The sequence below is a fragment of the Caulobacter sp. GW821-FHT09B08 genome, assembly GCF_059418225.1.
In genome coordinates this window covers 376006-401134 of record NZ_JBWKPL010000003.1, presented here as the reverse complement: position 1 = coordinate 401134, position 25129 = coordinate 376006, and the positions used below count along the sequence as shown (strand labels likewise).

The window sequence follows — 25129 nt, the reverse complement described above, 5'->3', positions numbered from 1 at the left end:
GCCATGCAAAGACGCAGCCTCGTCGCCGTCCTGACCACCGCCGCCCTGCTGCTGGCCGGCTGCAGCGCCGCCGACGGAAAGGATGACCAGACCGTCCTCAAGGTCGGCAGTCAGAGGGGCGGGACCAAGGCGATCCTGATCGCCTCGGGCGCCCTGGAAGGGACCCCCTACAAGATCGAATGGAGCGAGTTCGCCGCCGCCCAGCCACTGCTCGAAGCGGTGGCGGCCCAGGCGGTCGACCTGGGCGAGGCTGGGGATGCGCCGTTCCTGTTCGCCTATGCCGGCGGTTCCAAGATCAAGGCGGTGCAAGCGGGCAAGAGCGGCGGGTCCTCGACGGCCCTGCTGGTGCGCAAGGGCGCGTCCTATCGCGGCGTGGCCGACCTGCGCGGCAAGAAGATCGCCACCGGGCGCGGCTCCATCGGCCACTACCTGCTGCTGAAGCTGCTGGAGGAGGCGGGGCTGAAACCTGCCGACGTCCAGATCGTGTTTCTCAGTCCCGGCGACGCCAAGGCCGCCTTCGCCAGCGGCGCCATCGACGCCTGGGTGACCTGGGGCTCGTACGTCGCCCTGGCCCGGCTGCACGACGACGCGGTGATCCTGGCCGACGGCGAGGGCCGGCTCAGCGGCTACGGCTTCGAGGCGGCCAGCGAGGCGGCCATCGCCGGCAAGCGTCCGCAGGTCGAGGACTTCCTGCGCCGCCTGGCCAAGGCCCGGCGCTGGGCGGGCGAGCACCCTCAGGAGTTCGCGGCGGCCCTGTCGAAGGAAACCGGCCTGTCGCCGGACGTGGCGCTCTATACCGTCCAGAACTACCGCATCGCGCCGACACAGATCGACGACCAGGCCGTAGCCGAGGCGACGGCGGTGCTGGACCGCTTCCGGGCCGCCGGGGCGGTGACCTCCACCCGCGATCCGGCCGGCGCCTTCGATCGGTCATTCAACGCCGCGGTCGCGCCGTGAGCCTGACCCTCGCCACCGACGTGCTGGTGATCGGCGGCGGCCTGGCCGGGGCCTGGGCCGCCATCGCCGCCGCGCGCGAGGGGGCGAACGTGGTTCTGGCCGACAAGGGCCATTGCGGGACCAGCGGCGTCACCGCCACGGCCGGTCCGGGCCACTGGTGGGTCCCGCCCGAGGGCCGCGAGGGGGCGGTGGCCGACCGGCTGACGCGCTCGCTGGGCCTGGGCGATCCGGACTGGATGCGGCGGATCCTGGACCTCACCTGGACCAGCTTGCCGACCCTGGCCGGCCACTACGATTTCTCGCGCGACGACCGGGGCGAGGTCTTCTATCGCGGTCTGCGCGGGCCCGAATACATGCGGGCCATGCGCGCCCTGGCCGTGGACGCGGGCGTGCGCATCCTCGACCACCATCCGGCCGTGGAGCTGCTGAGGCATGGCGACGGCGCCATCGCCGGGGCTTCGGGGATCGCCCTGCGCGGCGAGGCGCCGTGGACGATCCGGGCCGGGGCGGTGGTGCTGGCCACCGGCGGCTGCGCCTTCGCCTCGCGCCTGCTGGGCTCGGCCACCAACACCGGCGACGGCCTGCTGATGGGCGTCGAGGCCGGCGCCGACCTGTCGGGCATGGAGTTCACCAACTACTACACCGCCGCCATGGCCGGCACGAACATGGTCCGCTCGATGGCCTATACCTTCGCGCGGTGGTTCGACGCCGACGACCGCGAGCTGGACATCCCGCCGGGGCCGGACGTCACCCCGCATCTGGCCAAGGCCCTGCTGGCCGGGCCGCTCTACTGCCGCCTGGACCGGGTGCCGCGGGACATCCAGGCGGTCATGCCCCAGGTGCAGCCCAACTTCGTCCTGCCGTTCGACCGGCGGGGCGTGGATCCCTATCGCGACCGCTTCGAGGTGACCCTGCACGCCGAGGGCACGGTGCGCGGCATCGGCGGGCTGCGGGTGGTGGACGAGGCCTGCCAGACCCAGGTGCCGGGGCTGTTCGCGGCCGGCGACGCGGCCAGCCGCGAGCGGGTGACCGGCGCGATCTCCGGCGGCGGGGCGGTCAATTCGTCCTGGGCGCTGTCGTCGGGCCAGTGGGCCGGCGCGGGCGCGGCCCGGTTGGCGCTGGGGCAGGGCGCGCGGGCCGAGGAATTGGTCGTGGCGACCGGCCGCGCGGGCTTGCGGCCCAGCCGCGCCGAGCGTCCCGTCGATTTGAAGGCGGCTGTGCAGACCGTGCGCGATGAGCTCAATGCCTATGACCGCAACATCTTCCGGCGCGGCCCGGTTCTGGCCCAGTCCGTCGAGCGGCTGGAGGACGTCTGGGGCGAGCTGTCGGCCCATGCGCGCGGCGAGGGCAGGGCGTCCCTGCGCACCCGCGAGGCCGCCGCCCTGGTCGCCGCCGGGCGCTGGAGCAAGGCCTCGGCCCTGGCCCGCCGCGAGAGCCGGGGCATGCACCGCCGCGAGGACGTGACCGGCCTCGATCCCCGGTTCGCCGCGCGCCAGCGCTCCGGAGGCCTCGACCGGGTCTGGACCGAATTCGAGCCCGTCGCGGTCCAGGCGGAGGTGGCCTGATGATCGAGGTCGTCATCGAGGATCGCTGCGGCGGCTGCGGCGACTGCGTGGACGCCTGTCCCAGCGACGTGCTGGCCGTGGGGCCGAACGGCAAGGCGGTGATCGCCCACCAGGGCGACTGCCAGACCTGCCTGCTGTGCGAGCTCTATTGCCCGACCGACGCCCTGTTCGTCTGGCCCGATTGCGAAAAGCCGGTCGGGATCACCGCCGAACAGGCCCTGGCCTCGGGCCAGCTGGGCGCCTTCCGCCGCGACAGCGGCTGGGGCGAGCACACCGCGACCCACACCAACCAGCACTGGCGCATGGGCTCGATCTTCGAGCGCGCGCGGCTGGCCGCCATCGAACGCTCTGCAACCAAGGAGACGACCCCATGAGCCAAGAAAGCCTGGCCAAGCTGCTGGCCGACCTGCACGCCGAACGCGTCCGCACCTGGGATCCGGCCGCCCTGCAGGTCAATATCGACCAGCGCGCGACGCTGGTGGAGCAGGCCGACCCGTCCGCCTGGATCAAGGCCGGCGACAAGGTCGAGCCCTTCGTCCTGCTGGACGTCGAGGGCGGCGAGCTGACCCTCAAGAGCCTGACCGCCAAGGGGCCGGTGGTGCTGGTGTTCTTCCGCTTCGCCGGCTGCCCGGCCTGCAACATCGCTCTGCCCTATTACGAGCGGGCGCTGCAGCCGACGTTGAAGGCCCTGGGCGTGCCGCTGGTGGCCGTCAGCCCCCAGATCCCCGAGCGCCTGGCCGAAATCCGCACGCGCCACGACCTGAGCTTCAAGGTGGCCTCGGATCCCGACAACGCCCTGGGACGGCGGTTCGGCGTGCTCTACACCGCCGACGAGGCCAGCCAGGCCGCTCAGCGCGCCAAGGGCAGCTTCATCGGCGACACCACGGGCACGGGGACCTGGGAGCTGCCGCAGCCGACCGTGGTGGTGATCGGCCGCGACCAGGTGGTGACCTTCGCCGACGTCAGCCCCGACTGGCTGGTCCGCACCGAGGCCGAGCCGGTGATCGCCGCTGTCCGGGCGCTGGCCGCCGTTCCGGTGGGCTGAGGTCTACGACCCCGCGTAGTTCGCGATACCCTGCAACACCACGCGGCGGTTGCTGCGGTCGGCCTCGAAGCGCGCCAGCTCGCGGTCGCCCCGCAGGATCGCCGCGACGATGCGCCGACGGCCCTCGCGCCAGTCGGCGACGGCCTGGTCGCCGTCGCGCAGCAGCCGCCCCGCCTTGGTCACCCCGACCCGCAGGGTGACGTCGGTCAGCAGCTTGAACAGCGGCCAGTCGACCATCCGGAACAGCAGGTCCTGGAAGTCGCTTTCGAAGTCCCCGCAGTCGGCGGCGGTGCGGCAGGCCTCCAGGCGCGGGAGCAACCGCTCCAGCTCCCCCCGCAGGGCCTCGTCCGAACAGGCCGCCGCCGCCGGCACCAGTTCGTTGAACAGCAGCGAGGTGATGTTCAGCGCCTCCTCGAACGAGGTCGGGTTCGACCGCAGATAGGCCGCGATCGAGCGCTCCAGGGCCGCGGCGTCGGGGCGTCGACCGTAGTAGCCGCCGCCCGGCCCGCGGCGGGCGTCCAGCAGACCCTCGTGCTCCAGCACCCGCGCCGCCTGCTGCAGGGTGACGATGCCGACCTCCAGCGCCTTGGCCAGGTCCTGCAGCGAGCCGATCAGGCTGTCCGGCTCGGCCGCGAAGACCATGTCGCGCAGGCGGTCGGCGGTCCTTCCCACCAGGTTGCGTCGCTGGGTCTCGCCGCTCACGCCGCGTCTCCTTCCATCCGAACGGGATAATTCAACGCATAGATATATTGAAAATTTCCGCAGATCGACACCGATTCGCCGATTGACTCCCGATTAATATGCATATTTATGATCCGGCATCGAAGGGAAGTCTCCGGGTAAGGCGTCGGCTTGAACGCAACCGGGACGCAGGAGGCGAGCGGGAAATGACGTTCCAGAAGCCCGTCGCGGACATGCTGCCGCGCTATCCGGTCATCATCGGCGACGCGTTCGAGGAGCGGGGCGGCGGCGAATTCCACGCACATATTTATCCGGGCACGGCGACGGTCACGCGCGAGCTGCGCATGGCCGGTCCGGCGGACGTCGACCGCGCGGTGGCGACCGCGCGCGCCGCCTTCCCGGCCTGGCGCGCCATGCCTGGCGACAAGCGCCGCGACCTGATGTTCAAGCTGGCGGCCCTGCTGGAAGCCCAGGCCCAGGAGATGGCCCCGGTGCTGACGGCCGAGAACGGCTCGATCGTGCTGGCCGGCCCGCACATGTCCTACGACGCGGCCCAGAAGTTCCGTTATTTCGGCGGCTGGGCCGACAAGATCGAAGGCCGCACCATCGCCACCTGGGGCGGTCCCGCGCATGACTACGTGTCCTATGAGCCCTATGGCGTCGTCGGCGCGATCGTGCCCTGGAACGGCCCGCTGTTCGCCGCGACCATGGTGCTGGCGCCGGCCCTGGCAGCCGGCAACTGCATCGTCGTCAAGGCGCCCGATCTCGCGCCCTACAGCGTGATGCGACTCGTCGAGTCGATCCAGCAGGCCGGCTTCCCGCCGGGCGTGGTCAATCTGGTCACCGGCGGCGCGGACGTCGGCGAGGCCATGGTCGCCCATCCCGGCATCGACAAGATCGAGTTCGTCGGCAGCGGCGCCACGGCCCGCAAGATCCTGGTCAACGCCGCCGCCAGCCTCAAGCCGGTCGGGCTGGAGCTGGGCGGCAAGTCGGCGGTGCTGGTCTTCGCCGACGCCGACCTTCAGGCCGCCGCAAAGCGGGGGCTTTCGGGCGCGGTCAGCGCCAACGGCCAGGGCTGCGTCAACGGCACCCGCCTGCTGGTTGAGCGGTCGGTCTACGAGCCCTACCTCCAGATGCTGGCGGCCATGGCCGGGCACGTGAAGGTCGGCGACCCCTTCGCGCCGGACACCATCATGGGGCCGGTGATCTCCGAGACCTCGCTGAACCGCATCTCGGGCCTGGTCGATCGCGGCGTCGCGGCCGGCGGGCGTCTGGTGACCGGCGGCGGCCGGTTGGGCGGCGATCACGGCGAGGGCTACTTCCTGCCGATCACGGTGCTGGCCGATGTCGATCCCGCCAGCGAGATCGCCCGTAACGAGGTCTTCGGCCCGGTCTTGGTGGTCACGCCCTTCGACAGCGAGGACGAGGCCGTCGCCCTGGCCAACGACAGCGACTACGGCCTGGGCGCCTATGTCCACACCACCAACCTCGCCCGCGCCCACCGCGTGGCGGGCCGGATGCAGGCGGGGCAGATCCAGGTGAACGGCTCGGGCGAGGCCATGACCCCCTGCGTGCCGTTCGGCGGCATGAAGCACTCCGGCCACGGCCGGCTGGGCGGCGTCGAGGGCCTGCGCGAGTTCCAGCAGGTCAAGAACGTCTGGGTCAATCTCCAGCCCTGAAGCGAGGCCCGACCATGACCCTGTTGCATCCCGCCGAGCGCAGCGCGCGCGGAGACGCCGTCGCCGTCGAGGTCACCGGCGCCGCCTGGCCGGCGCCGACCACGCCCTATGCGGAAAGCTGGCGCGACTTCGTGTTCGCCGAGGTCTGGTCGCGCCCGGGCCTGGACCGGCGGGCACGGTTCCTGATCGCCTTGGCCGGGGCGGCGATGGCGAACGACGCGGGCGGCCATCTGGACGGCTATGTGCGCGGCGCGCTGACGACCGGTGCGCTCGACCTGGCCGAACTGCGCGAGGCGGCCCTACACCTGTCGGTTTACGGCGGCTGGACCAAGGGCGGGGCGCTGGAGGTGGCGGTCACCCGCGTGGCCGACGCCCTGGACCTGCCGGACGCCGCCTGTCCGCCGATCCGCGCGCAGGCCTGGGATCCGGCCGTGCGCAGCGAGGAGGGGGCGGCGGAGTTCGTCAACGTCATGACCTTCCCCGGCGGCCCGCCGGCCTCGCCCTATCTGGAGGCGATCCGCAACTTCGTGTTCGGCGAGATGTGGCTGCGGCCGGGCCTGGACCAGCGCGCGCGGCGGTGGATCACCCTGGTGGGCGTCTGCGAGTCCAGCGCCGAGATCCCGATCAAGAGTCATATCCACGCGGCCATGGCCAGCGGCAACTGCGCGCCCGACGAGATGCAGGAATTCGTCCTGCAGTACGGCGTTCACGCCGGCTGGCCCAAGGCGTCGTTCATCCAGAGCGTGGTCTTCGAGATGTCCCGGAAGGTCGCGGCCGGCCTCCCGTGGAACGGGTGAGGAAAGAGCGATGAGCAGCAAGGACATGACCGGCCGGGTCGCACTGGTGACCGGGGCCGCCTCGGGCCTGGGCCGGGCCACGGCGCTGAAGCTGGCCGGGGCGGGCGCGCACCTGTGCCTGGTCGACCTGGACGAGAAAGGCCTGGCCGAGACCCGGGCCCTGCTGGACGGCGCCGCGGTCGAGGTGCTGGTCCATCCCGCCGATCTGTCCCAGCCGGCCGCCTGCGCGGCGGCGGTCGAGGCGGCCGTGGCGCGGTTCGGGCGGCTGGACGCGCTGTGCAACGTGGCGGGCCTGATCTACCTGGCCAACACGGCCCAGATGCCGCTGGACCAGTTCCAGCGGACCCTGGACGTGAACCTGGCCGCGCCCTTCCTGCTGTCGCAGGCCGCGATCCCGCACCTGCTGGAAAGCAAGGGGGCCATCGTCAACGTGGCCTCGTCGGCGGCGTTCATCGGCGAGGCCTACGCCGCGGCCTACTGCGCCAGCAAGTGGGGCCTGGTGGGCATGACCAAGGCCATGGCGATGGAGTTCATCAAGCAGCCCATCCGCATCAACGCCGTGGCGCCGGGCGGCATGATCACCAACATCGCCGTCAACTTCCGCCCGCCCGAGAACTGCGACATCGAACTGATCAAGCGGTTCTCGCCCGTGCGCGGCGTGGTCGAGGTCGACGACGTGGCCGAGACGATCCTGCTCTTGGCCTCGGACGCCGGGCGCGGCTTCCACGGAGCCTGCATCAATCTCGACGCCGGCATCACGGCGGGCTGATCGCATGACTGTCACCCCCATCAAGGTCGGCTTCATCGGCCTGGGCAGCCAGGGCGGCCCGATGGCCGAGCGCATCCGCGCCGCCGGCCATCCGCTCACCGTCTGGGCTCGCCGGCCCGAGGCGCTGGAGCCGTTCGTCGCCCAGGGCGCCGTCGCCGCCGGCTCGGTCGCCGAACTGAGCGCGGCCTGCGACGTGGTCGGCGTCTGCGTGGTCGACGACGCGGGCGTGGCGGCGGTGTGCGACGCCCTGATCCCGGCCTTGCGCTCGGGCTCGGTGCTGGTGATCCACGCCACCGTCCTGCCGGAGACCTGCGAGGCCTTGGCCCAGCGCTGCGCGGCGCGTGGCATCCACTTCCTCGACGCGCCCGTCAGCGGCGGCGGTCCGGCCGCGGCGGCGGGGACCCTGACCGTGATGTGCGGCGGCTCCGACGAGGCCTTCGCCCTGGCCCAGCCCGTGTTCGACAGCTTCGCCGGCGCGGTCGTGCACCTGGGCCCGGCGGGCTCGGGCCAGCGCGCCAAGATCGTCAACAACGCCCTGATGGCCGCCAATATGGGTCTGGCCCACGCGGCCCTGGCGGCGGGCGAGGCCCAGGGCGTGGACCGCAAGGCCCTGGCCGAACTGATCAAGGCCAGTAGCGGACGCAGCTTCGGCCTGGAGGTCTATGCGCGTCTGCCCAGCCCCCAGGCCTTCGCCCACGGCGCGCCGCTGCTGGTCAAGGACGTGAAGCTGCTGGAGGCGGTCCTGCCGGGCCATCCCGGCATGAAGACGCTGCGCGACGCCGCCTCCGGCTTCCTGGCGGCGGCCACCGGTCAAGATCTCTGAGGAGCAAGAGCCATGACGTTTTCGATCGATCAGTTCCGCCTGGACGGCAAGGTCGCGATCGTGACCGGGGCCGGCGGGCGCGGCAATTCCATCGGCCGGGCCTACGCTCTGGGCCTGGCCCAGGCCGGGGCGGCGGTGGTCGTGGCCGACATCAACGAGGCCGGCGCCAAGGCGGTGGCCGACGAGATCCTCGCGGCCGGGGGCAGGGCGCTGGGCGTGCGTGTCGACATCACCGACCCGGCCTCGGCCCAGGCCATGGTCGAAGCCGCCAGGTCCGCGTTTGGCGGCGTCGACATCCTGGTCAACAACGCCGCCCTGATGGCCGAGCTGGGCCACCAGAACATCGCCACCGTCCCGCTGGAGGACTGGAACCGCACGCTGAACGTCAATTTGACCGGAGCCCTGATCTGCTCCCAGGCCGCGATCCCGGCCATGCGCGAGCGGGGCGGTGGGCGCATCGTCAACCAGACCTCCGGCGGGGCCTTCCCGGCGATCGGCATCTACGGGATCGGCAAGCTGGCCCTGGTGGGGCTGACGACCACCCTGGCCAAGAGCCTGGGCAAGGAGGGCATCACCGCCAACGCCATCGCCCCGGGCAACGTCAAGTCCGACGCCGGCAAGCAGCTGGTGCCCGACGATTCCCCGTTCCTGCAGTTCCTCAACATGACCGTCGCCAGCCGGGCGCAAGGCGAACCGGACGAACTGGTCGGCGCCCTGCTGCTGCTGTGCTCGGACGCGGGCGCCTGGATCACGGGCCAGACGCTGCACGTCGACGGCGGCTGGGTGCTGCGGCCCTAGCCCAGTGTCTCATCGACCACGGAGATGACGATCCGGCGTCCCGCCAGTGGTTCGTCGAGTCCGGCGAGGGCCTCCACCAGCAACTCGCCCAAGGCCGGCGAATGCACGCGTCGCGGCGTCTCCAGGCCTGGAGAGACGATCTCGATCGGCACCGACAAGGGCGTGGCGTACCGGTCGCGTCTGGTCTCCGGACCGACCGATTCCAGGACGCCGGACTTCACCAGGTCGGCGGCCAGCCGAAAGAGGGTCGAGCGGGTGGTGTCCAGCCCTAGCTCCCGGCTTCTCATCCAGACTTCCTCGACGACGATCGGCGATCCGATCTCGTCGAAGACCGCCAACAGCCTGCGGCGGTTTTCCGTGAGCCGGACGCCGCGCGCCGCGCATTGCTGGAGGACCGTGGGACGGATCGCCTGGCGCGGATCGTGAGGCGCGGCCGGTTCCGCGCCGTACGCCGTCCCCGGCATCCGACGTGGGCGGACCGGTCGGCGGCGCGACGATCTGGCGGTGAGGAACGGGCCGGACATGGCAGGTTTCGAGCGCTCGTGATAATGCGAGGAATTCGCGTCACGAAACGGATAGCGTCAGGATGCGTCCTGTCGACGGACCGCGCGCAAGGTTGGGAAATTGTATAATCGGGCCAATATCGCGGTAATTCGAGCAGTTGTCCTAGGCGCGGCGAGAGCCGGCCGGTGAACCTGTTCCTGCTGGAAGACGACGCCGAGACCTCCGCCTACATCGCGCGGGGTCTTCGTGAAAAAGGCCATCACGTCGAGACCGAGGCCGACGGGCGCGCGGCGATGCTGAAGATCGGCGCCGGCGAATACGACGTGCTCATTCTCGACCGCATGACGCCGGGGCTAGACGGCCTGTCGGTGCTGCGTTCGCTGAGGGCCATCGGCAAGACCACGCCGGCCCTGCTGCTGACCGCCATGTCGCAGATCGTCGACCGGGTCGACGGGCTGGAGGCCGGCGCCGACGACTATCTGGTCAAACCCTTCGCCTTCGCCGAACTGGCGGCGCGCGTGACCGCCCTGGGACGGCGCGGTCCGGTCGGGGACACGCCGTCGGTGCTGCGGGTCGGCGACGTGGAGATGAACCTGCTGCGGCGCGAGGTGCGGCGCGGCGGGCGTCCGGTGGACCTGCAGCCCCGCGAGTTCTCGCTGCTGGAGCAGCTGCTGCGCAATCCCGGCCGGGTCGTGACCCGCACCATGCTGCTGGATCGCGTGTGGAACTTCGGCTTCGATCCCAAGACCAACATCGTCGAAACCCATATGAGCCGGCTGAGGGGCAAGCTGAACCAGGGGTTCGCCAGGAGCGCCATTCGAACCGTGCGGGGCGCGGGCTACATGATGGAAGACGATGGCGGTTAAGCGTGGACCGCGAACCCTTCGCGGCATGGTGGCGATCGTCGCGGCCGTCTCGGGCGTCCTCAATATCCTGGTGGGTCTGCTGACCTACAGCCTGGTTCACGAGGAGATCGAGCGGCAGCTGGATCGTCGTATTGAACTCGAAATCCGCTCGCTGACGGATATCCACCAGCACGACGGCCTGGCGGCGATGGTCCGCGCCGTCCGCACCCGTGACCACGCTCCGTCGCCGGCCATCGGCTATCTCGCCGACAAGTCCGAGGTCGACGCCGGTATGGGCTACATCGTGCTCGACGGCCAGGGGCGGCGCGTGGCGGGCCGGTTCGCGGGGGCGCCGCCGCCGCCCGGCTGGAGCGAGTTCGTGCGCTTCGCCCGGCCCGACGGCACGGTGGGCATCGCCCAGGCCATGAACCAGGCCCTGCCCGGCGGCGGACGTCTGGTGGTGGCCGCAGACCGCACCGGCCTGGCCCAGATGGACCTGTCGTTGCTGAAGCTGTTCCTGGTCAATTTCGGCCTGGTGCTGGTGATCGGCGTGCTGGCCGCGGTCGGCTTCGGGCGGATCGTCCAGCGCCGCCTGGACGCGATCAAGGCCTCGGCGGAGATGATCATGGCCGGCGATCTCTCCCGGCGCATGACGCTGGAGGGGGCGGACGACGAGTTCGACCGGCTGGCCCAGGTGCTCAACCGCATGCTCGATCGCATCGGCGCCCTCATGGACAACCTTCGACAGGTCTCGGGCGACATCGCCCACGACCTGCGCACGCCGCTAGGCCGCCTGCGCTCGCGCCTGGAAGAGCTGGAGGCGGCCAGGACCGCGTCTGCGCGCCGACAAGGCCTGCATGTCGCCATCGGCGAGGTCGAGGCCTTGCAGGACCTGATAACGGGCATATTGGCGTTGTCGGAGATCGAGGGCCACGCGGTGCGCGAACGTTTCGCGGCCGTCGCCCTGGACGAGGCGATCGGCGAACTCGCCGAGGCCTATGGTCCGGCCCTGGAGGCCGCGGGGCTGGCGCTACGGTCGAACCTCGCGCCGGTCTGGCTGAAGGGGGATCGGCGCCTGCTGCAGCGCGCCCTGGCCAACCTGCTCGACAACAGCCTGACCCACGCTCAAGGGGCCACAACGATCGACATCACGCTGAGACAGGCCGGCGACCGCCTCGCGCTGGTCTTCCGCGACGACGGCCCCGGCGTGGCGGCCGGCGCGCGGGAGCGGATCTTCGAGCGCTTCGTGCGCCTGGATCCGGCCCGCTCGTCGCCGGGTCATGGCCTGGGGCTCAGCATCGTCGCGGCGATCGTCAAGGCGCACGACGGCGCGGTCGTCGTGGAGCCTTCGCCGCGGGGCCTGATCTTCGTCATCGACCTGCCGACGATAGAGGCCCCGGGCTGACCTCCTGGAAGTCGCGAACATTCCCGTAAGGTTGCGGAAACTATACAAATTCCCAACCTAGACGTTTTGAACTGGACCAAGCCCGCCCCGGCGCTAATAGCCGCGAATGAAAGTCGTTCGCAAATAATGCGGCAATCTCTGGGGTGCTCTCCATGCTCAATTCTCGTCTCTCACACGGTGCGCGGCTGCGCGCGATCCTGATTGCCTCGGGCGCCGTCCTGCTGGCCACGCCCGTCCTGGCCCAGACCTCGACCGAAGTCAGCGGCGTCACCGTCACCGGCCAGACCTCCTACAAGACCAACGCCATCACCTCGGCCACCAAGACGCCGACGGCGCTGATCGACGTGCCGCAGGCGGTGACCGTCGTGTCGGTCAAGCAGATCGAAGACCAGGCCGCCAACGGCATCGGCGACGCCGTCCGCTACGTGCCGGGCGTGTTCGCCTCGCAGGGCGAGAACAACCGCGACACCCTGAGCTTCCGCGGCAATTCCACGACCGCCAGCTTCTTCGTCGACGGCGTGCGCGACGACACCCAGAGCTATCGCGACCTCTACAACATCGAGCGTCTGGAGGTGTTCAAAGGCCCCAACGCCATGATCTTCGGTCGCGGCATCACCGGCGGCCTGATCAATCGCGTGACCAAGGTCGCCGACGGCGAGGATCACCGCAGCGCCCGCTTCGAAGTGGGCAGCTACGACCACTACCGCGCCCAGGTCGATCTGGGCGCGCCGGTCAGCGACACGATCTCGCTGCGCGGGGCGGGCGTCTGGCAGGACAGCGGCAGCTTCCGCGACGGCGTCTGGAACAAGCGCTGGGGCTTCAACCCGACCGCCACGTTCAAGGTCGATCCGGACACCACCGTCACGGTCGGCTACGAGCGTTTCCATGACAAGCGCATCGGCGACCGGGGCGTCTCGTCCTACCAGGGCAAGCCGCTGGACACGCCGCGCAGCCAGTTCTTCGGCGATCCGGCCCAGAGCCCCAACTGGATCGATTCCAGCGCCGGCACGGTCTTCGTCGAGCACCGGTTCAGCGACACGATGTCGATCCGTAACCGCACCCGCTACGCCTACTACGACCGCTTCTACCAGAACGTCTTCCCGGGCGCGGTCAACACCACGGCCCAGACCAACCCGGCGGGCCTTCCGGCCGGCGTCTACGCCCCGGGCTCCATCGTGGCGATCAGCGCCTACAACAACGGCGCCAAGCGTCGGAACCTGATCAACCAGACCGACTTCAATGCGAAGTTCGCCACGGGCGGGGTCGAGCACACCGTGCTGGTCGGCGCCGAGTTCGGCCGTCAGACCACCAGCAACCTGCGCACCGAGGGCTATTTCCCCACGACGACCAACCCCACCGGCGTGCAGACGATCTTCGCGCCGCTGAGCAACACCCGGATCAACCGGCCTGACATCCTGTGGCGCGAGGCGGCCACCAGCGGCCACAACTTCAGCACCGCCAAACTGGCCGCGGGCTACGTCCAGGACCAGATCGAGCTGTCGCCCCAGTTCCAGATCGTCGCCGGCGTTCGCTACGAGCACTACAAGACCGACGTCACCAACCGGAACCCGTTCCTGGCTCCCACCGCCCAGCGTGACTTCAGCGCGACCGACAATCTGTGGTCGCCTCGGGTCGGAGCCATCTTCAAGCCGGATGCGCGGACCTCGATCTACGCCTCGTATTCCAAGAGCTACCTGCCGCGCGGCGGCGACCAGCTGTCCGCGCTCAACCTCTCCAACCAGAGCCTGGATCCGGAGAAGTACGAGAACTACGAGCTGGGCGTGAAATGGGACATCCTGCCGACCTTCAACGTCTCCGGCGCGATCTTCCAACTTGATCGCGACAACGTGCTGGCGCTCAGCGATCCCAACAACGCCGCTTCGCCGACCATTCCGATCGGTCGCCAGCGCTCCAAGGGCCTGGAGCTGAGCGCCCAGGGCGAGATCACCAGCCAACTGAGCGTGGTGGCCTCCTACACCTACACCAGCGCCAAGTTCCTGGATTCCCAGTCGGCAACGGTCAAGGCCGGCAACCGCGTCAACCACGTTCCGGAAAACGCCGGCGCGATCTGGCTGCGCTACGACCCGACCAAGACCTTCGGCGGGGCCCTGGGCGTGACCAGCATGGGCAAGCGCTTCGCCGCCACCGACAACACGGTGGCCTTGTCGGGCTACACCCGGGTGGACGGGGCGCTCTACTACAAGATCAACCCGCGTTTCGACCTGCAGCTGAACGTCGAGAACCTGCTCGACGAGCACTACTTCCTGTACGCCGACAGCAACAACAACATCTCGCCCGGCTCGCCCCGCGCGGTGCGGGTCGGCCTGAACGCCCGCTTCTAGGGATCCGGCGGGGCGCTAGTCTCCGCGCCCAGCGAACAGGACCCCCGCGCGTCGCCCGACGCGCGGGGGTTTCGCGTTCAAGTTCACCTGTTTCGGGCTTAGCCGGCGGTGGCGCGTTTCAAGCGCAGCGAAGCCAGGATCAGACAGCCCATGCCGCAGAGCCCTGACAGCTGCATGACGGTGATGGACGGGGCCAGGCCCTCGGCCGCGCCGCCGCCGACGAAGAGGTCGCTGAGCCAGCCGGTCAGGAACGGTCCCGCCCCCATGCCCACCACGTTGAGCACGAACAGCATGCTGGCCATGCCCACGGCCCGCAGGCGCGGCGGCAGCAGCATCTGGCCGGCGGCGAACAGCGGAGCCGAGAAGGCCGATCCCGCCAGCTCGGTCATGAAGTAGCAGAGATAGGCCCAGTTCCCGGGCGCGTGGAAGAACAGGATCGTCGACGGCGCCATGACGCAGAAGCCGACGATCGGCAGCCACAGGTACCAGCGCACGTCGCGCGCCCCCAGGCGGTCTGCGGCGAAGCCGAAGATCAAGGTGCCGACAAAGCCCGTCACGCCCTGGAACAGGCCGCTGATCGAGCCGACGTCCGTCGAGCTCATGTGCTGGACGCGGATCATGTAGGTCGGCACCCAGTTCTCGAAGGCGCTGGCCGAGGCCGAGGTCAGTCCGAAGCCCAGGGCGATCAGCATGAAGCAGGGATGGCCCAGGATGTGGCCGGCGGCCTGCTTGAGCGAATAGTGCCGGTCGGTATCGGCCGCTTCGCCGTCATAGGCCCCGCGCTTGGGCTCGCGCACCACCAGGAAGAACAGGGCGGCCATGGCCATGCCGGGGAAGCCGACCATCAGGAAGGCGCTGCGCCAGCCGAAATGGTCCTCCAGCAGGCCGCCGAAGGTCAGGCCGGCCCACATGCCGATCGAGATGCCCAGGCTGTAGATGGCGATCGCCGCGCCGCGCCGGGCCTGGGGGAAGTAGTCGGAGATCAGGGAATAGGCGGCCGGCGAGCAGCCCGCCGACGAGATGGCGATGCCGAAGCGCGCCAGGGCCAGGCCGAAGAAGTTGCTCACGAACCCGCTCAGCACGGTCAGGGCGCTCCAGGCCCCGATGGCGCTGGTGATGATCACCTTGCGCGAGCCCTTGTCGGCCAGGCGGGCGATGGGGAAGCCGGCCAGGGAATAGAGCAGGGAGGTGCCGAACCCCGTCAGCAGGCCGATCTCGGTGTTGGAGACCTTCAGGTCCTTGCTGATCGGGTCGATCAGGATGATCAGCAGGAAGCGGTCGATCCAGCTGAAGGTATAGACGCAGACCAGCATCACCAGGACGATCCAGGCTCGCGCGGCGACCTTGTCGGACGATGCCGGGGCCGGAGCCGGAGCCGGAGCGGGGGCGGGCGTGCCGAGCGACGCGGGTTGGGCCATCTTCAATCCGTAAGAGCGTGAGCCTTGGACAAAGCACGCCGCTCGTCTCGGGAAGATGGCGATCTGCGCAACTATGCTTCGCGCGTGGCGTAACGAAGGGCCCCGCCTGGGCTCGGGTCGGCGCGGCGCCTTCGCAAGCTTGGCCACGACACTTCGGAATTCCCGCAACTATGATTGTGCATCGCGGCATTCTCGGTGGACGGATCCTGCCAAATCCTCGCCTTCCAGACCGGCTTGAGCGAGACAGGGCCGCCCGTTCCCTCCCATGAACGCGGCGAACCGCATCCGCCATCACCCTCAACGTAGGGCGCAAGCCGTCGTCGGCTGAACTTACAAGGGGATACTCTGATGCAATCGAAGTTCACGACGCCGCGTCGGCGGGGACGCGGCCTCAAACTGGCCCTGCTGGGCGCGGCTCTGTCGACGCCCTTCCTGCCGGGCCTGGCCCTGGCCCAGGATGCGGACATGGTGCCCGAGGTGGTGGTCACCGCGCAGAAGCGTTCGGAAAACCTCCGCGACGTGCCGCTCAGCATCAGCGTGCTGTCGGGCGACCAACTGGAAAAGCAGCATATCGCCAACTACGGCGACCTGGCCCGCACGGTGCCGGGGCTGTCGTTCACCAACACCGGCAGCAGCGGCCTTTCGCGCATCACCCTGCGCGGCATCAGCTCGTCGCAGGGCTCGGCCACGGTTGGCGTCTATCTGAACGACGTCTCGCTGACGATCCCCAACCAGTTCTTCACCGGCGTCACCCTGCCGCGCCTGTTCGACCTGGACCATGTGGAGGTGCTGCGTGGCCCCCAAGGCACGCTCTACGGCGACAGCTCGCTGGGCGGCACCATGCGCTTCATCACCCAGGCTCCGCGCCTGAACACCTATGAGGGCGGCGTCGAGGCCGAGGGTTCGACCACCAAGGGCGGCGGCGCCAACTATCAGCTGGGCGGCGTGGTCAACCTGCCGATCGGCGAGACGGCCGCCCTGCGCGTGGCGGTCCAGCGCGACTACACCAACGGCTTCATCGATCACGTCACGCCCGCCGGCGTCGTCGACAACAAGAACGTCGACGCCGAGCGCACCACGGCGGTGCGCGCCACCCTGCTGTGGGAGCCGACCGACGACCTGAAGATCACGCCCATGGTGCTGTGGCAGCAGACCGCCGCCGACGACACCGGCATCACCAAGCCCCGCCTGCCGGGCTTCCAGGAGAACCGGACGGTGCGCGAGCCCAGCGAAGACACGCTGTTCGTGCCCAGCCTGACGATCGAGAAGGGCTTCGAAGGCCTGAACTTCAGCTCGATCACCGGCTATGCCTATCGCAAGTTCGACCGCCAGTTCGACGGCACGATCTATGACAGCGACTACGTGGCCGGCGTGCTCGACCCCGACTACGGCGACGACTACGAGGCCATCGCGGCCCTGCCCGGCGTGATGTCCAACAAGGACGCGGTCGCCACCTGGAGCCAGGAATTCCGCCTGGCCTCGCCGTCGCTGGCGGAGTCCGGCAAGCGCTACGAGTGGCAGGTCGGCGCCTATTTCTCGACCCAGAAGGTCACCAGCCTCGACCATGAATACGTTCTGGGCCTGACGCAGGCGATCGCCGACGTCTACGGCACGACCTCGGAAGACGCCCTGGGCTACGCCACGCCGGACGGCCTGATCGGCTATTTCAACTCCACCCGCCGCAACAAGCAGGCGGCGGTGTTCGCCGAGGGCTCCTACAAGATCACCGACAAGCTGAAGGCCACGGTCGGCGTGCGCCAGGTGTCGGCGACCAGCAAGTACCGCCTGGAGGAGGGCGGCTGGCTGGCCGACGGCGCGCCCGCCACCGACACCGCCAAGACCAAGTCCAGCCCCCTGACCCCCAAGTTCGCCCTGAACTACGAGGTCAATCGCGACGTCTCGGTCTATGCCAGCGCCGCCAAGGGCTTCCGCCTGGGCGGCCAGAACAACGCCCTGACCTCGTTCTGCGCCGCCGACGTCGCGGCCCTGGGCCTGACCAACGTCAAGAACTACGGCGCGGACTCGCTGTGGAGCTACGAAGGCGGCGCCAAGAGCCGGCTGTTCGGCGGCCGGGTGACGCTGAACGCCTCGGCCTTCTACATCGACTGGAAGAACATCCAGCAGTCGCTGCGCCTGTCCAGCTGCGGTTCGGTGACCACGGCCAACGCCGGCAACGCCCGCAGCCAGGGCGGCGAGATCGAGCTGCGCGCCATGCTGACCAACAACCTGACGCTCAGCGCTTCGGGGGCGGTCACCGACGCCAAGATCACCGACGCGGCGACGGGCACCGGGGCGGTCGACGGCTCACACCTGCTCGGCGTGCCGGAAAACACCTTCAGCCTGGGCCTGGACTACCAGCGGCCGCTGACCGACCGGGTGAACGGCTTCGCCAGCCTGAACTGGTCGCACACCGGCAAGAGCTACGGCTCCTATTCGAAGACCAACACCGACTATCTGCGTCCCGAATACGACCTGGTCGACGCCGGCCTGGGCGTCAGCTTCGATCGCGTGGAGCTATCGCTGTTCGCCAAGAACCTGCTGGACGAGAACAAGCTGATCCAGAAGCCGTCGGTACTGTTCATCAGCCAAGGCCTGCCGCTGCGTCCCCGCACGGTCGGCCTGAACCTGAAGGCCAGCTTCTAGGGGCCAGCCACAGGCGACGAAAGGCGGCGGGCTCTTCGCGAGAAGAGCCCGCCGTTTCGCGTTTCGGGGAAGAGCTCGCCCCTAGCTGGCCTTGCTCAGCGGCGTCAGGGCGCGGTCGGACATCGCCTCGACATGGTCGATGAAGGCGGCCACCAGCGGCGCCACCGCGCCCTGGCGAGTGATCACCGAGATCTTGCTGGCGTAGGAGAAGGTCTCCGGCGCGATCTTGCGGAAGCGCTTGCCGGCCCCGAAGGCGTTCACATAGTGCTCGGTCAGGAAGCCCAGATAGCGCCCCGAGGCGATCAGCATGGCGATCGACTCCATATGGGTGACCGTCGCGGTGCGCCGCAGCAGGCCGCTGACGCCCAGCCGCTCCATCTCGTGCTCGAACGGATAGCCCACGAAGTCGAAGCTGGAGATGTCGTCGGGATTGGCCGCCTCGCGCCGCTTCTTCCAGGCCGGGTGGTCCTCGGTGCAGTAGAGGTGGCTGACCTCCTCGTAGAGGAAGTGGTAGTTCAGCTGCTCCATCCGCCGGCGCTCGAAGACGATGCCGACGTCCAGCGTGTTTTCCATCACCGCCTGCTCGATCAGGTTCGAGGTAGTGGTGTTGATGTTGAAATAGACGTTGGGGAAGGCGGCCTTGTAGGTGTCGAAAGCCTCGGCCATCTGGAAGTTGGGATCGCTGACCAGGGCGTCGACCATGCCGATGCGCAGGGCGCCGGCCGGGTTGGCGTGGATGTCGCGCACGCGGCTTTCGAACAGGTCCAGGTCGTCGAACAGCTTCTCGCAGGCCTCGTGCACCCGCTCGCCCTCGGCGGTCAGGGTGAAGCCGCGCCGGCCGCGGTCGCACAGCCGCGCGCCCAGGCGGATCTCCAGGTCCTTGATGTAGCGGCTGATCGACGGCAGGCCGATCTGCAGCTCGGACTCGGCGGCGACGAAGCCGCCGTGCTTGACCACCGTGGCGAAGGTCCGCAACAGGCGCAGGTCGTTGTCGCTGACCTTGCCGGTGAAACGCTTGAGACCCAGTTCCAAACTTCGATCCTCCGGCAAGTATCATTGCCAAGGGCAATATTTCAGGCCCTCGCGAAACCGGCTCAATGTGGGGCCGAGCTTCAGGGTGAGGGTGAGACCGGCTTAGCATGGGCGACCACGCCACCGGCTTCCTGGCGGCCCTTGAGCGCCCAATTGGCGGGGTTCTGACGGAAACGGGTCGCGGTTTGCCTCAATTTCATGCGTCGGCGCGCACCGCCAAATTGTCCGCCGCAACGAGAGGTTCAGCACCCGGCGCGGCGGCTGGCAAGCCGTTCGGGCTTTCCTCTTTCGGCAACTATCGAGAGCGCCGGATGCGCTCGGATTTCGCGAGGATACGACCATGACCGCCCGCAAGACATTCGCGGCCCTGCTGACGGCGACGTCGATCCTGGCGGGGCCGATGGGCGCCCTGGCCGCGTCGGATCTCTGGGCCGGCGACGGCGGCGTCACGCCGTTCTACACCTGGACCGACGCCATCCCAGCCAAGCCCGGCGTGATGCTGCGCACCGAGTCCCTGGCACCGTCGGTGTCGCTGGCCGGGGCAGGGCGGAGCGAACGCATCCTCTACAGCTCCGTCGCCTGGCTGGACGCCCAGCGGCCGACCACGGTCTCGGGCAGCCTGTTCTTCCCCAAGGGCGCGCCGCCCAAGGGCGGATGGCCGCTGATCGCCTGGGCCCACGGCACCACCGGCGTGGCCGACGTCTGCGCCCCGTCCTTCATGCCCCGCTCCGAGCGCGACCAGGCTTATCTGAGCGCCTGGCTGGAGGCCGGCTACGCCATCGTCGCCACCGACTACGAGGGGCTGGGCACGCCCGGCCCGCATCCGTACCTGCAGTATAAGTCCGAAGGCCAGGCGGTGCTCGACAGCGCTCGCGCGGCGCTGGGCGCCTATCCCCAGCTGCTCAAGAACAGCGTCGTCACCATGGGCCAGTCGCAGGGCTCGGGCGCGGCGATCGCCGCGGCCTATCTGGCCCCGACCTATGCCCCCGACCTCCACATTAAGGGTACGGTGGCCACTGGGATCGTCGCCCACACCAACGCCCTGAACGGCGCCAAGCAGGAGCCGCTGCCCAGCCTCTATACCGACCGCGACGCCTACGGGAACACGGCCTACGAGATTCTCTACTTCCTGGGCACGGCGCGATCGGTCGACCCGACCGGGATCAAGGCCGAGGACTACATCTCGGCCGCCGGCTGGCCGATGCTGGAGAAGGCCCAGACCACCTGCATGGGCGGGCTGCGGGCCTTCGCCGACCAGATCAAGCTGCCTGTGGACCAGCTCTACAAGCGCCCCATCGACGCCTTGGAGGCGCGGGCCGACGCCCTGAGCGACTTCCCGGACGTCCGCATCAAGACGCCGGTCTTCGTCGGCACGGGCCTGGCCGATTCCGACGCCCAGACCGTCAGCCAGTACAACTTCGTCTCGGCCATGTGCGCGGCGGGCAATGTGGTGGAGTGGCGCTACTACCCTCACGCCACTCACGGCAGCGCGGTGATGCGCTCGCGCGCCCACTCGCCGGCCTTCGTCGAGACGGTGCTGCGGGACAGGCCGGTCAAGAACCTGTGCCCGGCCCTGGTCCCGCCCGGCCCGCTGCAGACCCCGGAAAGCTGAGGGCCGGACAAGAAAAACCCGGCGGCCCTGATTGGGCCGCCGGGTCGTTTTTTCGTCTTGTGCGACAGGGCGCTACGCCGTCGCGGGGACCTCGGCGAAGGCGGCGATGACCTCGGCGGCGGTGCGGCGCGCGCCGGTCTGCATGTATTCCATGGCGTTCAGCGCCGCGTCGTGGGCCTCGACCGACGATCCGGTGACGCAGTCCTCGACCACGCGGCAATAGTAGTCGCCCTGGTGGCCGTCGACGAAGGTGTAGTGCACGCAGACGTCGGTGAAGCCGCCGGCCAGGATCAGCGTTTCGGCCTTCAGCCCCTTGAGCAGGATCTCCAGCTCGGTGCCGTAGAAGCAGGAGTAGCGGCGCTTGGCCAGCAGGTAGTCGCCCTCGACGATACCCATCTCCTCGAAGGCGAACTCGGTGCCCGGCGAGGTCTCGATGCAGTGCACGTCCTCGCGGCCGTCCAACTCGCGCCCGAAGTCGATCATGTTGGGGCGATGCACTTCCTTGAAGAAGACGATCGGGATCTCGGCGGCGCGGGCGGCGTCGACCAGGGTGCGCACGCGGTGCATGCGCTCGACGCGGTCAGGCAGCAGCGGCAGGCGCTCGGTCGGCTCCCACGGCATGAACGCGCCCTTCTGGACGTCGATGACCACGAGGACGGGCTGGCCGACGATCATCGGGCGGGCGTTGGTGGCGATATAGCTCAACGGACGGTTCCTTGCTGTCTGTGACCACCAAGAACCAGTCCCGCCGGACGGGAGGAATGTCGCCGCGCGCAAAAACAGTTGGCAATTGCCGCAACTGAATCGCCAGACGGCAAGCCTCGATGCGCGGTCATGGCAAACGGGCTCCGGAAGAACCTTCCTCCAGAAGAGCCGCTAGGGTTTCCACACCGGCGGTCAGCCTTTCCTCGTCCCAGGCGGCGTAGCCCAGAAGGAAGCCTTGGCGGCCTTCCGCCGCGCCGGCGTGGGTCGACAGCGGATCCAGATCGAGGCCGCGCGTCGCGGCGAAGGCCGCGAAGGCTGCGTCCGACTCCCAGCCCGGCAGAGGCCCGTTCAGGACGGCCGCCAGATGCAGGCCGACCTCCTGGGGAGCGACGGTCAACACATCGCCAAGCCGCTTCTCCAGCGCGGCGGCGAGCGCCAGGCGCCGGGCGCTCATGCTATGGCGTAGTGCGCGCAGGTGTCGTCCCAGGCCGCCGCTGGCGATGAATTCGGCCAGGGCCGGCTGGGCCGCGGTCGGAACGGGCGCGCCGTCACGGGCCCGCTCCTGGGCCAGCCTGGCGATCAGGGACGGTGACCCGACCACGTAGCCCAGACGCAGTCCCGGAAAGGTGACTTTCGAAAAGCCCCCGATCGCCAGGACGGCCTGGCCTTGGTCGAGGCTCGACAAGGTCGCCATCGGTCGGCCGGCGAAGCGCAGTTCGCTATCGTAGTCGTCGGCGATGATGATCGCTCCGGTCTCCCGCGCCCAGTCGATCAGGGCCACGCGCCGCGGCAGGCTGAGCGGCGCGCCCGAAGGAAACTGGCGGGACGGCGTGACCAAGGCGAACCGTGCGTTCGGGGCGAGGCGTTGGCCGGCCGCCACGTCGAGGCCCTCCGCGTCCACCGGCACGGGAACCACCGTCAAGCCTTCGCGCCGCAGCGTCTGGCGGGCGCCGACATGGCCCGGATCCTCGATCCAGATCTGTGCCTCCGGCGCCCCCAGGGCGCGCGTGATCAGTTGCAAGGCGTCCGCGTTGCCGCCGGTGACCAGAACATGCGCGGCCGTGCAGTCCAGTCCCTGCAGTCCGCGCAGATAGCCGGCGATCGCCGTGCGTAGCGAGGGCAGGCCCGCCCAGTCATCGAAGCCGATGGCGGCTTGGCCCTCGCGCCGCCAGCCCCGGGCCATCAGCCTGGCCCAGATCCGGACCGGAAACAGCGCCGAGGCGGGTGCGTCGGGATCGAAGGGGCGGCCGCGCGACTTCGGCGTCTCGACGTCGTGGTCGGTCGACAGCGGGGATGGCCGCGTGGCGGCCGCCGCGCCGGCCGCGCGCCGGTTCAGAGCGCGGACATAGTGCCCCGATCCGTGCCGGGCCTCCAGATAGCCTTCGACCGAAAGCTGGTCGTAGGCCGCCAAGGTCACCGTGCGCGAGACGTCCAGTTCGACGGCCAGTTTACGGCTCGACGGGAGCTTGGCGCCGGCCGCCAACCGCTCCTGCAGGATCAGGTCGCGTATCCGCAGATAAAGCTGACGCCCCAAGGGTTCGAGCGCCGCGCGATCCAGCACCACCGACAACAGGGTCGTGTCCGCGACGGCGGCTGATGTGGCGACGCGCGACGGCAAAGTGGTTATCTCCGTTGCGCCAAAAGTGGGTATTTTGCACGACCACGCAAGTCTCTAAAAGCGAAGCTCGTTACAACGTCAGCGTTAGCCGATCGACTCGTGGAAAGCGCGGTCCGTGGTCTCGACGCCCATCTGTCACGGAGATCGACGATGTCGCTGCGGATCAATTCCGAGGCCCCGAACTTCACGGCCAAGACCACCCACGGCGAAATCAATTTCCACGACTGGATCGGCGAAGGCTGGGCCATCCTGTTCTCGCATCCCAAGGATTTTACCCCGGTCTGCACCACCGAACTGGGCTACATGGCGGGGCTGAAGCCGGAGTTCGACAAGCGCCAGACCAAGGTCATCGGCCTCAGCGTCGATCCGGTCGAGAACCATGCGCAATGGGCCGCCGATATCGCGGAAACCCAGGGGCACGCGGTCAACTATCCGATGATCGGCGACACCGACCTGCACGTCGCCACCCTTTACGACATGCTGCCGGAAGGCGCGGGCGTGACCTCCGAGGGCCGAACCGCCGCCGACAACGCCACGGTGCGCGCGGTGTTCATCATCGGGCCCGACAAGAAGATCAAGGCGATGCTGATCTATCCGATGACCTCCGGGCGTGACTTCGACGAGGTTCTGCGGCTGCTGGACTCCTGCCAGCTGACCGCCCGTCACACGGTGGCGACGCCTGTGAACTGGCGCCCGGGCCAGGACGTGATCATCCCGCCCAGCGTCACCGACGAGCAGGCCCGGGCGAAGTATCCGGAGGGTTGGAAGACCTTGAAGCCTTATCTGCGGGTCGTCGCCCAACCTCGGGGCTGACGCGAAGTGCGCCCCACGGCGGCGGGATAGGAGGCTGAGATGATCTTCGAACAGATCGCCACGGGCGGCTGCCAGTCGTATCTGGTCGGCTGTCCCGATACGCTGGGCGCGGTGTTGATCGATCCGGAGATCGGCCAGATCGACCGCTACAGGGCTCTGGCCAATCGCGATGGCCTGCGGATCCGCTACGTCATCGACACCCACACCCACGCCGACCATTTTTCGGCCGCCAAACACCTGGCCGAGTTGCTGGGCGCGCCCACGGTCATGCACGCGCTCAGCCCGGCGCCGCATGCCCAGCTGCGTCTCGACGACGACGACATGTTGATCGTCGGCAACCTGCGGATCCGGGCGCTGCACACGCCGGGGCACACGCGTGACTCCATAAGCCTTTTGGTGCGGGACCGGGTGTTCACCGGCGACACCCTGCTGATCGGCGGCGGCACGGGCCGCACCGATCTGCCGACCGGCGATCCGGACCAGCTGTACGACAGCCTGTTCGGCAAGCTGCTGACCCTCGACCCGGCTCTGTGGGTTTACCCCGCCCACGACTACAAGGGCCGGTCCCACTCGACGCTGGGCGCCGAGATCGCTGAAAACCCCCGCCTGCAGAAGCGCGAGCGGGCGGAGTTCGTCCAGATGATGCGCGAGCTGAACCTGGCGGCTCCCACCCATCTGACGGAGGCCCTGCGCACCAACATGACGGGCGGCAAGACGGTCGACCAGCTGTTGGCGGAGGCCGCCGCCCAGGTGCCTCACATGGGACTGGAAGAGCTGCACAGCCGGATCGGACGACGCCCCAACGACCTGCTGGTGCTGGACGTGAGAGAGGAGGGCGCTTTCAAAGCCGGCCACATTCCCGGCGCGATGCACCTGCCGCGCGGCCAACTGGAGCTGCGGATCAACGAGGCGATCCCCGATCCCACCCTGCGCATCGTCACCTGTTGCGAGTTCGGCAAGATCTCGACCTTGGCGGCGGCGACCTTGCGCAGTCTCGGTTTCATGCGCGCCACGGCCCTGGACGGGGGCCTGAAGACCTGGCGCGAAGCCGGCTACGGTCTGGACAAGCCACAATGAC

Annotated in this window: 22 protein-coding genes; 16 read left to right on the top strand and 6 right to left on the bottom strand. The window is 69.1% G+C overall.

Annotation, left to right across the window (positions count from 1 at the left end):
* Positions 1-3: 3 nt before the first annotated feature.
* Genes AC07OA_RS12530 through AC07OA_RS12515 form a run of 4 tightly spaced genes read left to right on the top strand, consistent with a single transcriptional unit; the run spans position 4 to position 3567 of the window.
* Positions 4-957 (top strand): ABC transporter substrate-binding protein, encoded by a 954-nt coding sequence (locus tag AC07OA_RS12530; protein ID WP_494664138.1) that lies wholly within the window; start codon positions 4-6, stop codon positions 955-957.
* Positions 954-2522: an FAD-dependent oxidoreductase gene (locus tag AC07OA_RS12525; RefSeq protein WP_494664137.1), complete on the top strand. Its 1569-nt coding sequence runs from the start codon at positions 954-956 to the stop codon at positions 2520-2522. The genes AC07OA_RS12530 and AC07OA_RS12525 overlap by 4 nt, the downstream gene beginning before the upstream one ends.
* Complete coding sequence (locus AC07OA_RS12520; protein ID WP_494664136.1) at positions 2522-2896, top strand: 4Fe-4S dicluster domain-containing protein; 375 nt, start codon at positions 2522-2524, stop codon at positions 2894-2896. The genes AC07OA_RS12525 and AC07OA_RS12520 overlap by 1 nt, the downstream gene beginning before the upstream one ends.
* On the top strand, positions 2893-3567 hold the full coding sequence (locus AC07OA_RS12515; RefSeq protein ID WP_494664135.1) for a peroxiredoxin-like family protein: 675 nt from the start codon (positions 2893-2895) through the stop codon (positions 3565-3567). Before AC07OA_RS12520 ends, AC07OA_RS12515 begins: the two co-directional genes overlap by 4 nt.
* A 3-nt stretch (positions 3568-3570) precedes the next feature.
* Here AC07OA_RS12515 and AC07OA_RS12510 read toward each other — a convergent pair whose 3' ends face one another.
* On the bottom strand, positions 3571-4269 hold the full coding sequence (locus tag AC07OA_RS12510) for an FCD domain-containing protein (RefSeq protein WP_494664134.1): 699 nt from the start codon (positions 4267-4269) through the stop codon (positions 3571-3573).
* A gap of 185 nt (positions 4270-4454) precedes the next feature.
* Here AC07OA_RS12510 and AC07OA_RS12505 point away from each other — a divergent pair, with 185 nt between their 5' ends.
* Genes AC07OA_RS12505 through AC07OA_RS12485 form a run of 5 tightly spaced genes read left to right on the top strand, consistent with a single transcriptional unit; the run spans position 4455 to position 9114 of the window.
* Entirely contained in the window at positions 4455-5927 is a 1473-nt protein-coding gene (locus tag AC07OA_RS12505) for an aldehyde dehydrogenase family protein (RefSeq protein WP_494664133.1), read from the top strand.
* Between the two features lie 14 nt (positions 5928-5941).
* The gene (locus tag AC07OA_RS12500; protein WP_494664132.1) at positions 5942-6724 is read left to right on the top strand and encodes a carboxymuconolactone decarboxylase family protein; all 783 of its coding nucleotides are present in this window, start codon (positions 5942-5944) and stop codon (positions 6722-6724) included.
* 10 nt (positions 6725-6734) lie between these two features.
* Entirely contained in the window at positions 6735-7493 is a 759-nt protein-coding gene (locus AC07OA_RS12495) for an SDR family NAD(P)-dependent oxidoreductase (protein WP_494664131.1), read from the top strand.
* Between the two features lie 4 nt (positions 7494-7497).
* Positions 7498-8316, top strand: a complete 819-nt coding sequence (locus tag AC07OA_RS12490) for an NAD(P)-dependent oxidoreductase (protein WP_494664130.1) — start codon at positions 7498-7500, stop codon at positions 8314-8316.
* A 12-nt stretch (positions 8317-8328) separates the two neighbouring features.
* Entirely contained in the window at positions 8329-9114 is a 786-nt protein-coding gene (locus tag AC07OA_RS12485; protein ID WP_494664129.1) for an SDR family oxidoreductase, read from the top strand.
* Here the strand turns inward: AC07OA_RS12485 and AC07OA_RS12480 are convergent.
* The gene (locus AC07OA_RS12480; RefSeq protein WP_494664128.1) at positions 9111-9638 is read right to left on the bottom strand and encodes a hypothetical protein; all 528 of its coding nucleotides are present in this window, start codon (positions 9636-9638) and stop codon (positions 9111-9113) included. The genes AC07OA_RS12485 and AC07OA_RS12480 overlap by 4 nt on opposite strands.
* 165 nt (positions 9639-9803) lie before the next feature.
* Here AC07OA_RS12480 and AC07OA_RS12475 point away from each other — a divergent pair, with 165 nt between their 5' ends.
* From AC07OA_RS12475 to AC07OA_RS12465, 3 genes are all read left to right on the top strand, one after another.
* On the top strand, positions 9804-10484 hold the full coding sequence (locus AC07OA_RS12475) for a response regulator transcription factor (protein ID WP_494664127.1): 681 nt from the start codon (positions 9804-9806) through the stop codon (positions 10482-10484).
* Between the two features lie 25 nt (positions 10485-10509).
* A complete protein-coding gene (locus AC07OA_RS12470; RefSeq protein WP_494664126.1) occupies positions 10510-11868 on the top strand; it encodes a sensor histidine kinase in 1359 nt (452 codons plus the stop codon).
* Positions 11869-12020: 152 nt separating this feature from the next.
* Complete coding sequence (locus AC07OA_RS12465) at positions 12021-14210, top strand: TonB-dependent receptor (RefSeq protein WP_494664125.1); 2190 nt, start codon at positions 12021-12023, stop codon at positions 14208-14210.
* A 98-nt stretch (positions 14211-14308) separates the two neighbouring features.
* Here the strand turns inward: AC07OA_RS12465 and AC07OA_RS12460 are convergent, their stop codons facing one another.
* Positions 14309-15628, bottom strand: coding sequence for a spinster family MFS transporter (locus tag AC07OA_RS12460; protein ID WP_494664124.1), 1320 nt, complete (start codon positions 15626-15628; stop codon positions 14309-14311).
* A gap of 348 nt (positions 15629-15976) precedes the next feature.
* Between AC07OA_RS12460 and AC07OA_RS12455 the strand changes: the two genes are divergently transcribed.
* Positions 15977-18271, top strand: a complete 2295-nt coding sequence (locus AC07OA_RS12455) for a TonB-dependent receptor (protein WP_494664123.1) — start codon at positions 15977-15979, stop codon at positions 18269-18271.
* Positions 18272-18352: 81 nt separating this feature from the next.
* Here AC07OA_RS12455 and AC07OA_RS12450 read toward each other — a convergent pair whose 3' ends face one another.
* The gene (locus tag AC07OA_RS12450) at positions 18353-19303 is read right to left on the bottom strand and encodes a LysR family transcriptional regulator (protein ID WP_494664122.1); all 951 of its coding nucleotides are present in this window, start codon (positions 19301-19303) and stop codon (positions 18353-18355) included.
* 340 nt (positions 19304-19643) lie between these two features.
* Here AC07OA_RS12450 and AC07OA_RS12445 point away from each other — a divergent pair, with 340 nt between their 5' ends.
* Positions 19644-20915 (top strand): lipase family protein, encoded by a 1272-nt coding sequence (locus tag AC07OA_RS12445; RefSeq protein ID WP_494664121.1) that lies wholly within the window; start codon positions 19644-19646, stop codon positions 20913-20915.
* A gap of 72 nt (positions 20916-20987) precedes the next feature.
* On the opposite strand, the gene AC07OA_RS12440 is transcribed toward AC07OA_RS12445, so the two are convergent.
* On the bottom strand, positions 20988-21620 hold the full coding sequence (locus AC07OA_RS12440) for a cysteine hydrolase family protein (RefSeq protein ID WP_494664120.1): 633 nt from the start codon (positions 21618-21620) through the stop codon (positions 20988-20990).
* A 127-nt stretch (positions 21621-21747) separates the two neighbouring features.
* Complete coding sequence (gene pdxR / locus AC07OA_RS12435; protein ID WP_494664119.1) at positions 21748-23238, bottom strand: MocR-like pyridoxine biosynthesis transcription factor PdxR; 1491 nt, start codon at positions 23236-23238, stop codon at positions 21748-21750.
* A 150-nt stretch (positions 23239-23388) separates the two neighbouring features.
* Here pdxR and AC07OA_RS12430 point away from each other — a divergent pair, with 150 nt between their 5' ends.
* Together AC07OA_RS12430 and AC07OA_RS12425 are read left to right on the top strand one after the other, a co-directional pair.
* On the top strand, positions 23389-24051 hold the full coding sequence (locus tag AC07OA_RS12430; protein ID WP_494664118.1) for a peroxiredoxin: 663 nt from the start codon (positions 23389-23391) through the stop codon (positions 24049-24051).
* Between the two features lie 39 nt (positions 24052-24090).
* The gene (locus tag AC07OA_RS12425) at positions 24091-25128 is read left to right on the top strand and encodes an MBL fold metallo-hydrolase (RefSeq protein ID WP_494664117.1); all 1038 of its coding nucleotides are present in this window, start codon (positions 24091-24093) and stop codon (positions 25126-25128) included.
* The last annotated feature ends 1 nt before the right edge of the window (position 25129 follow it).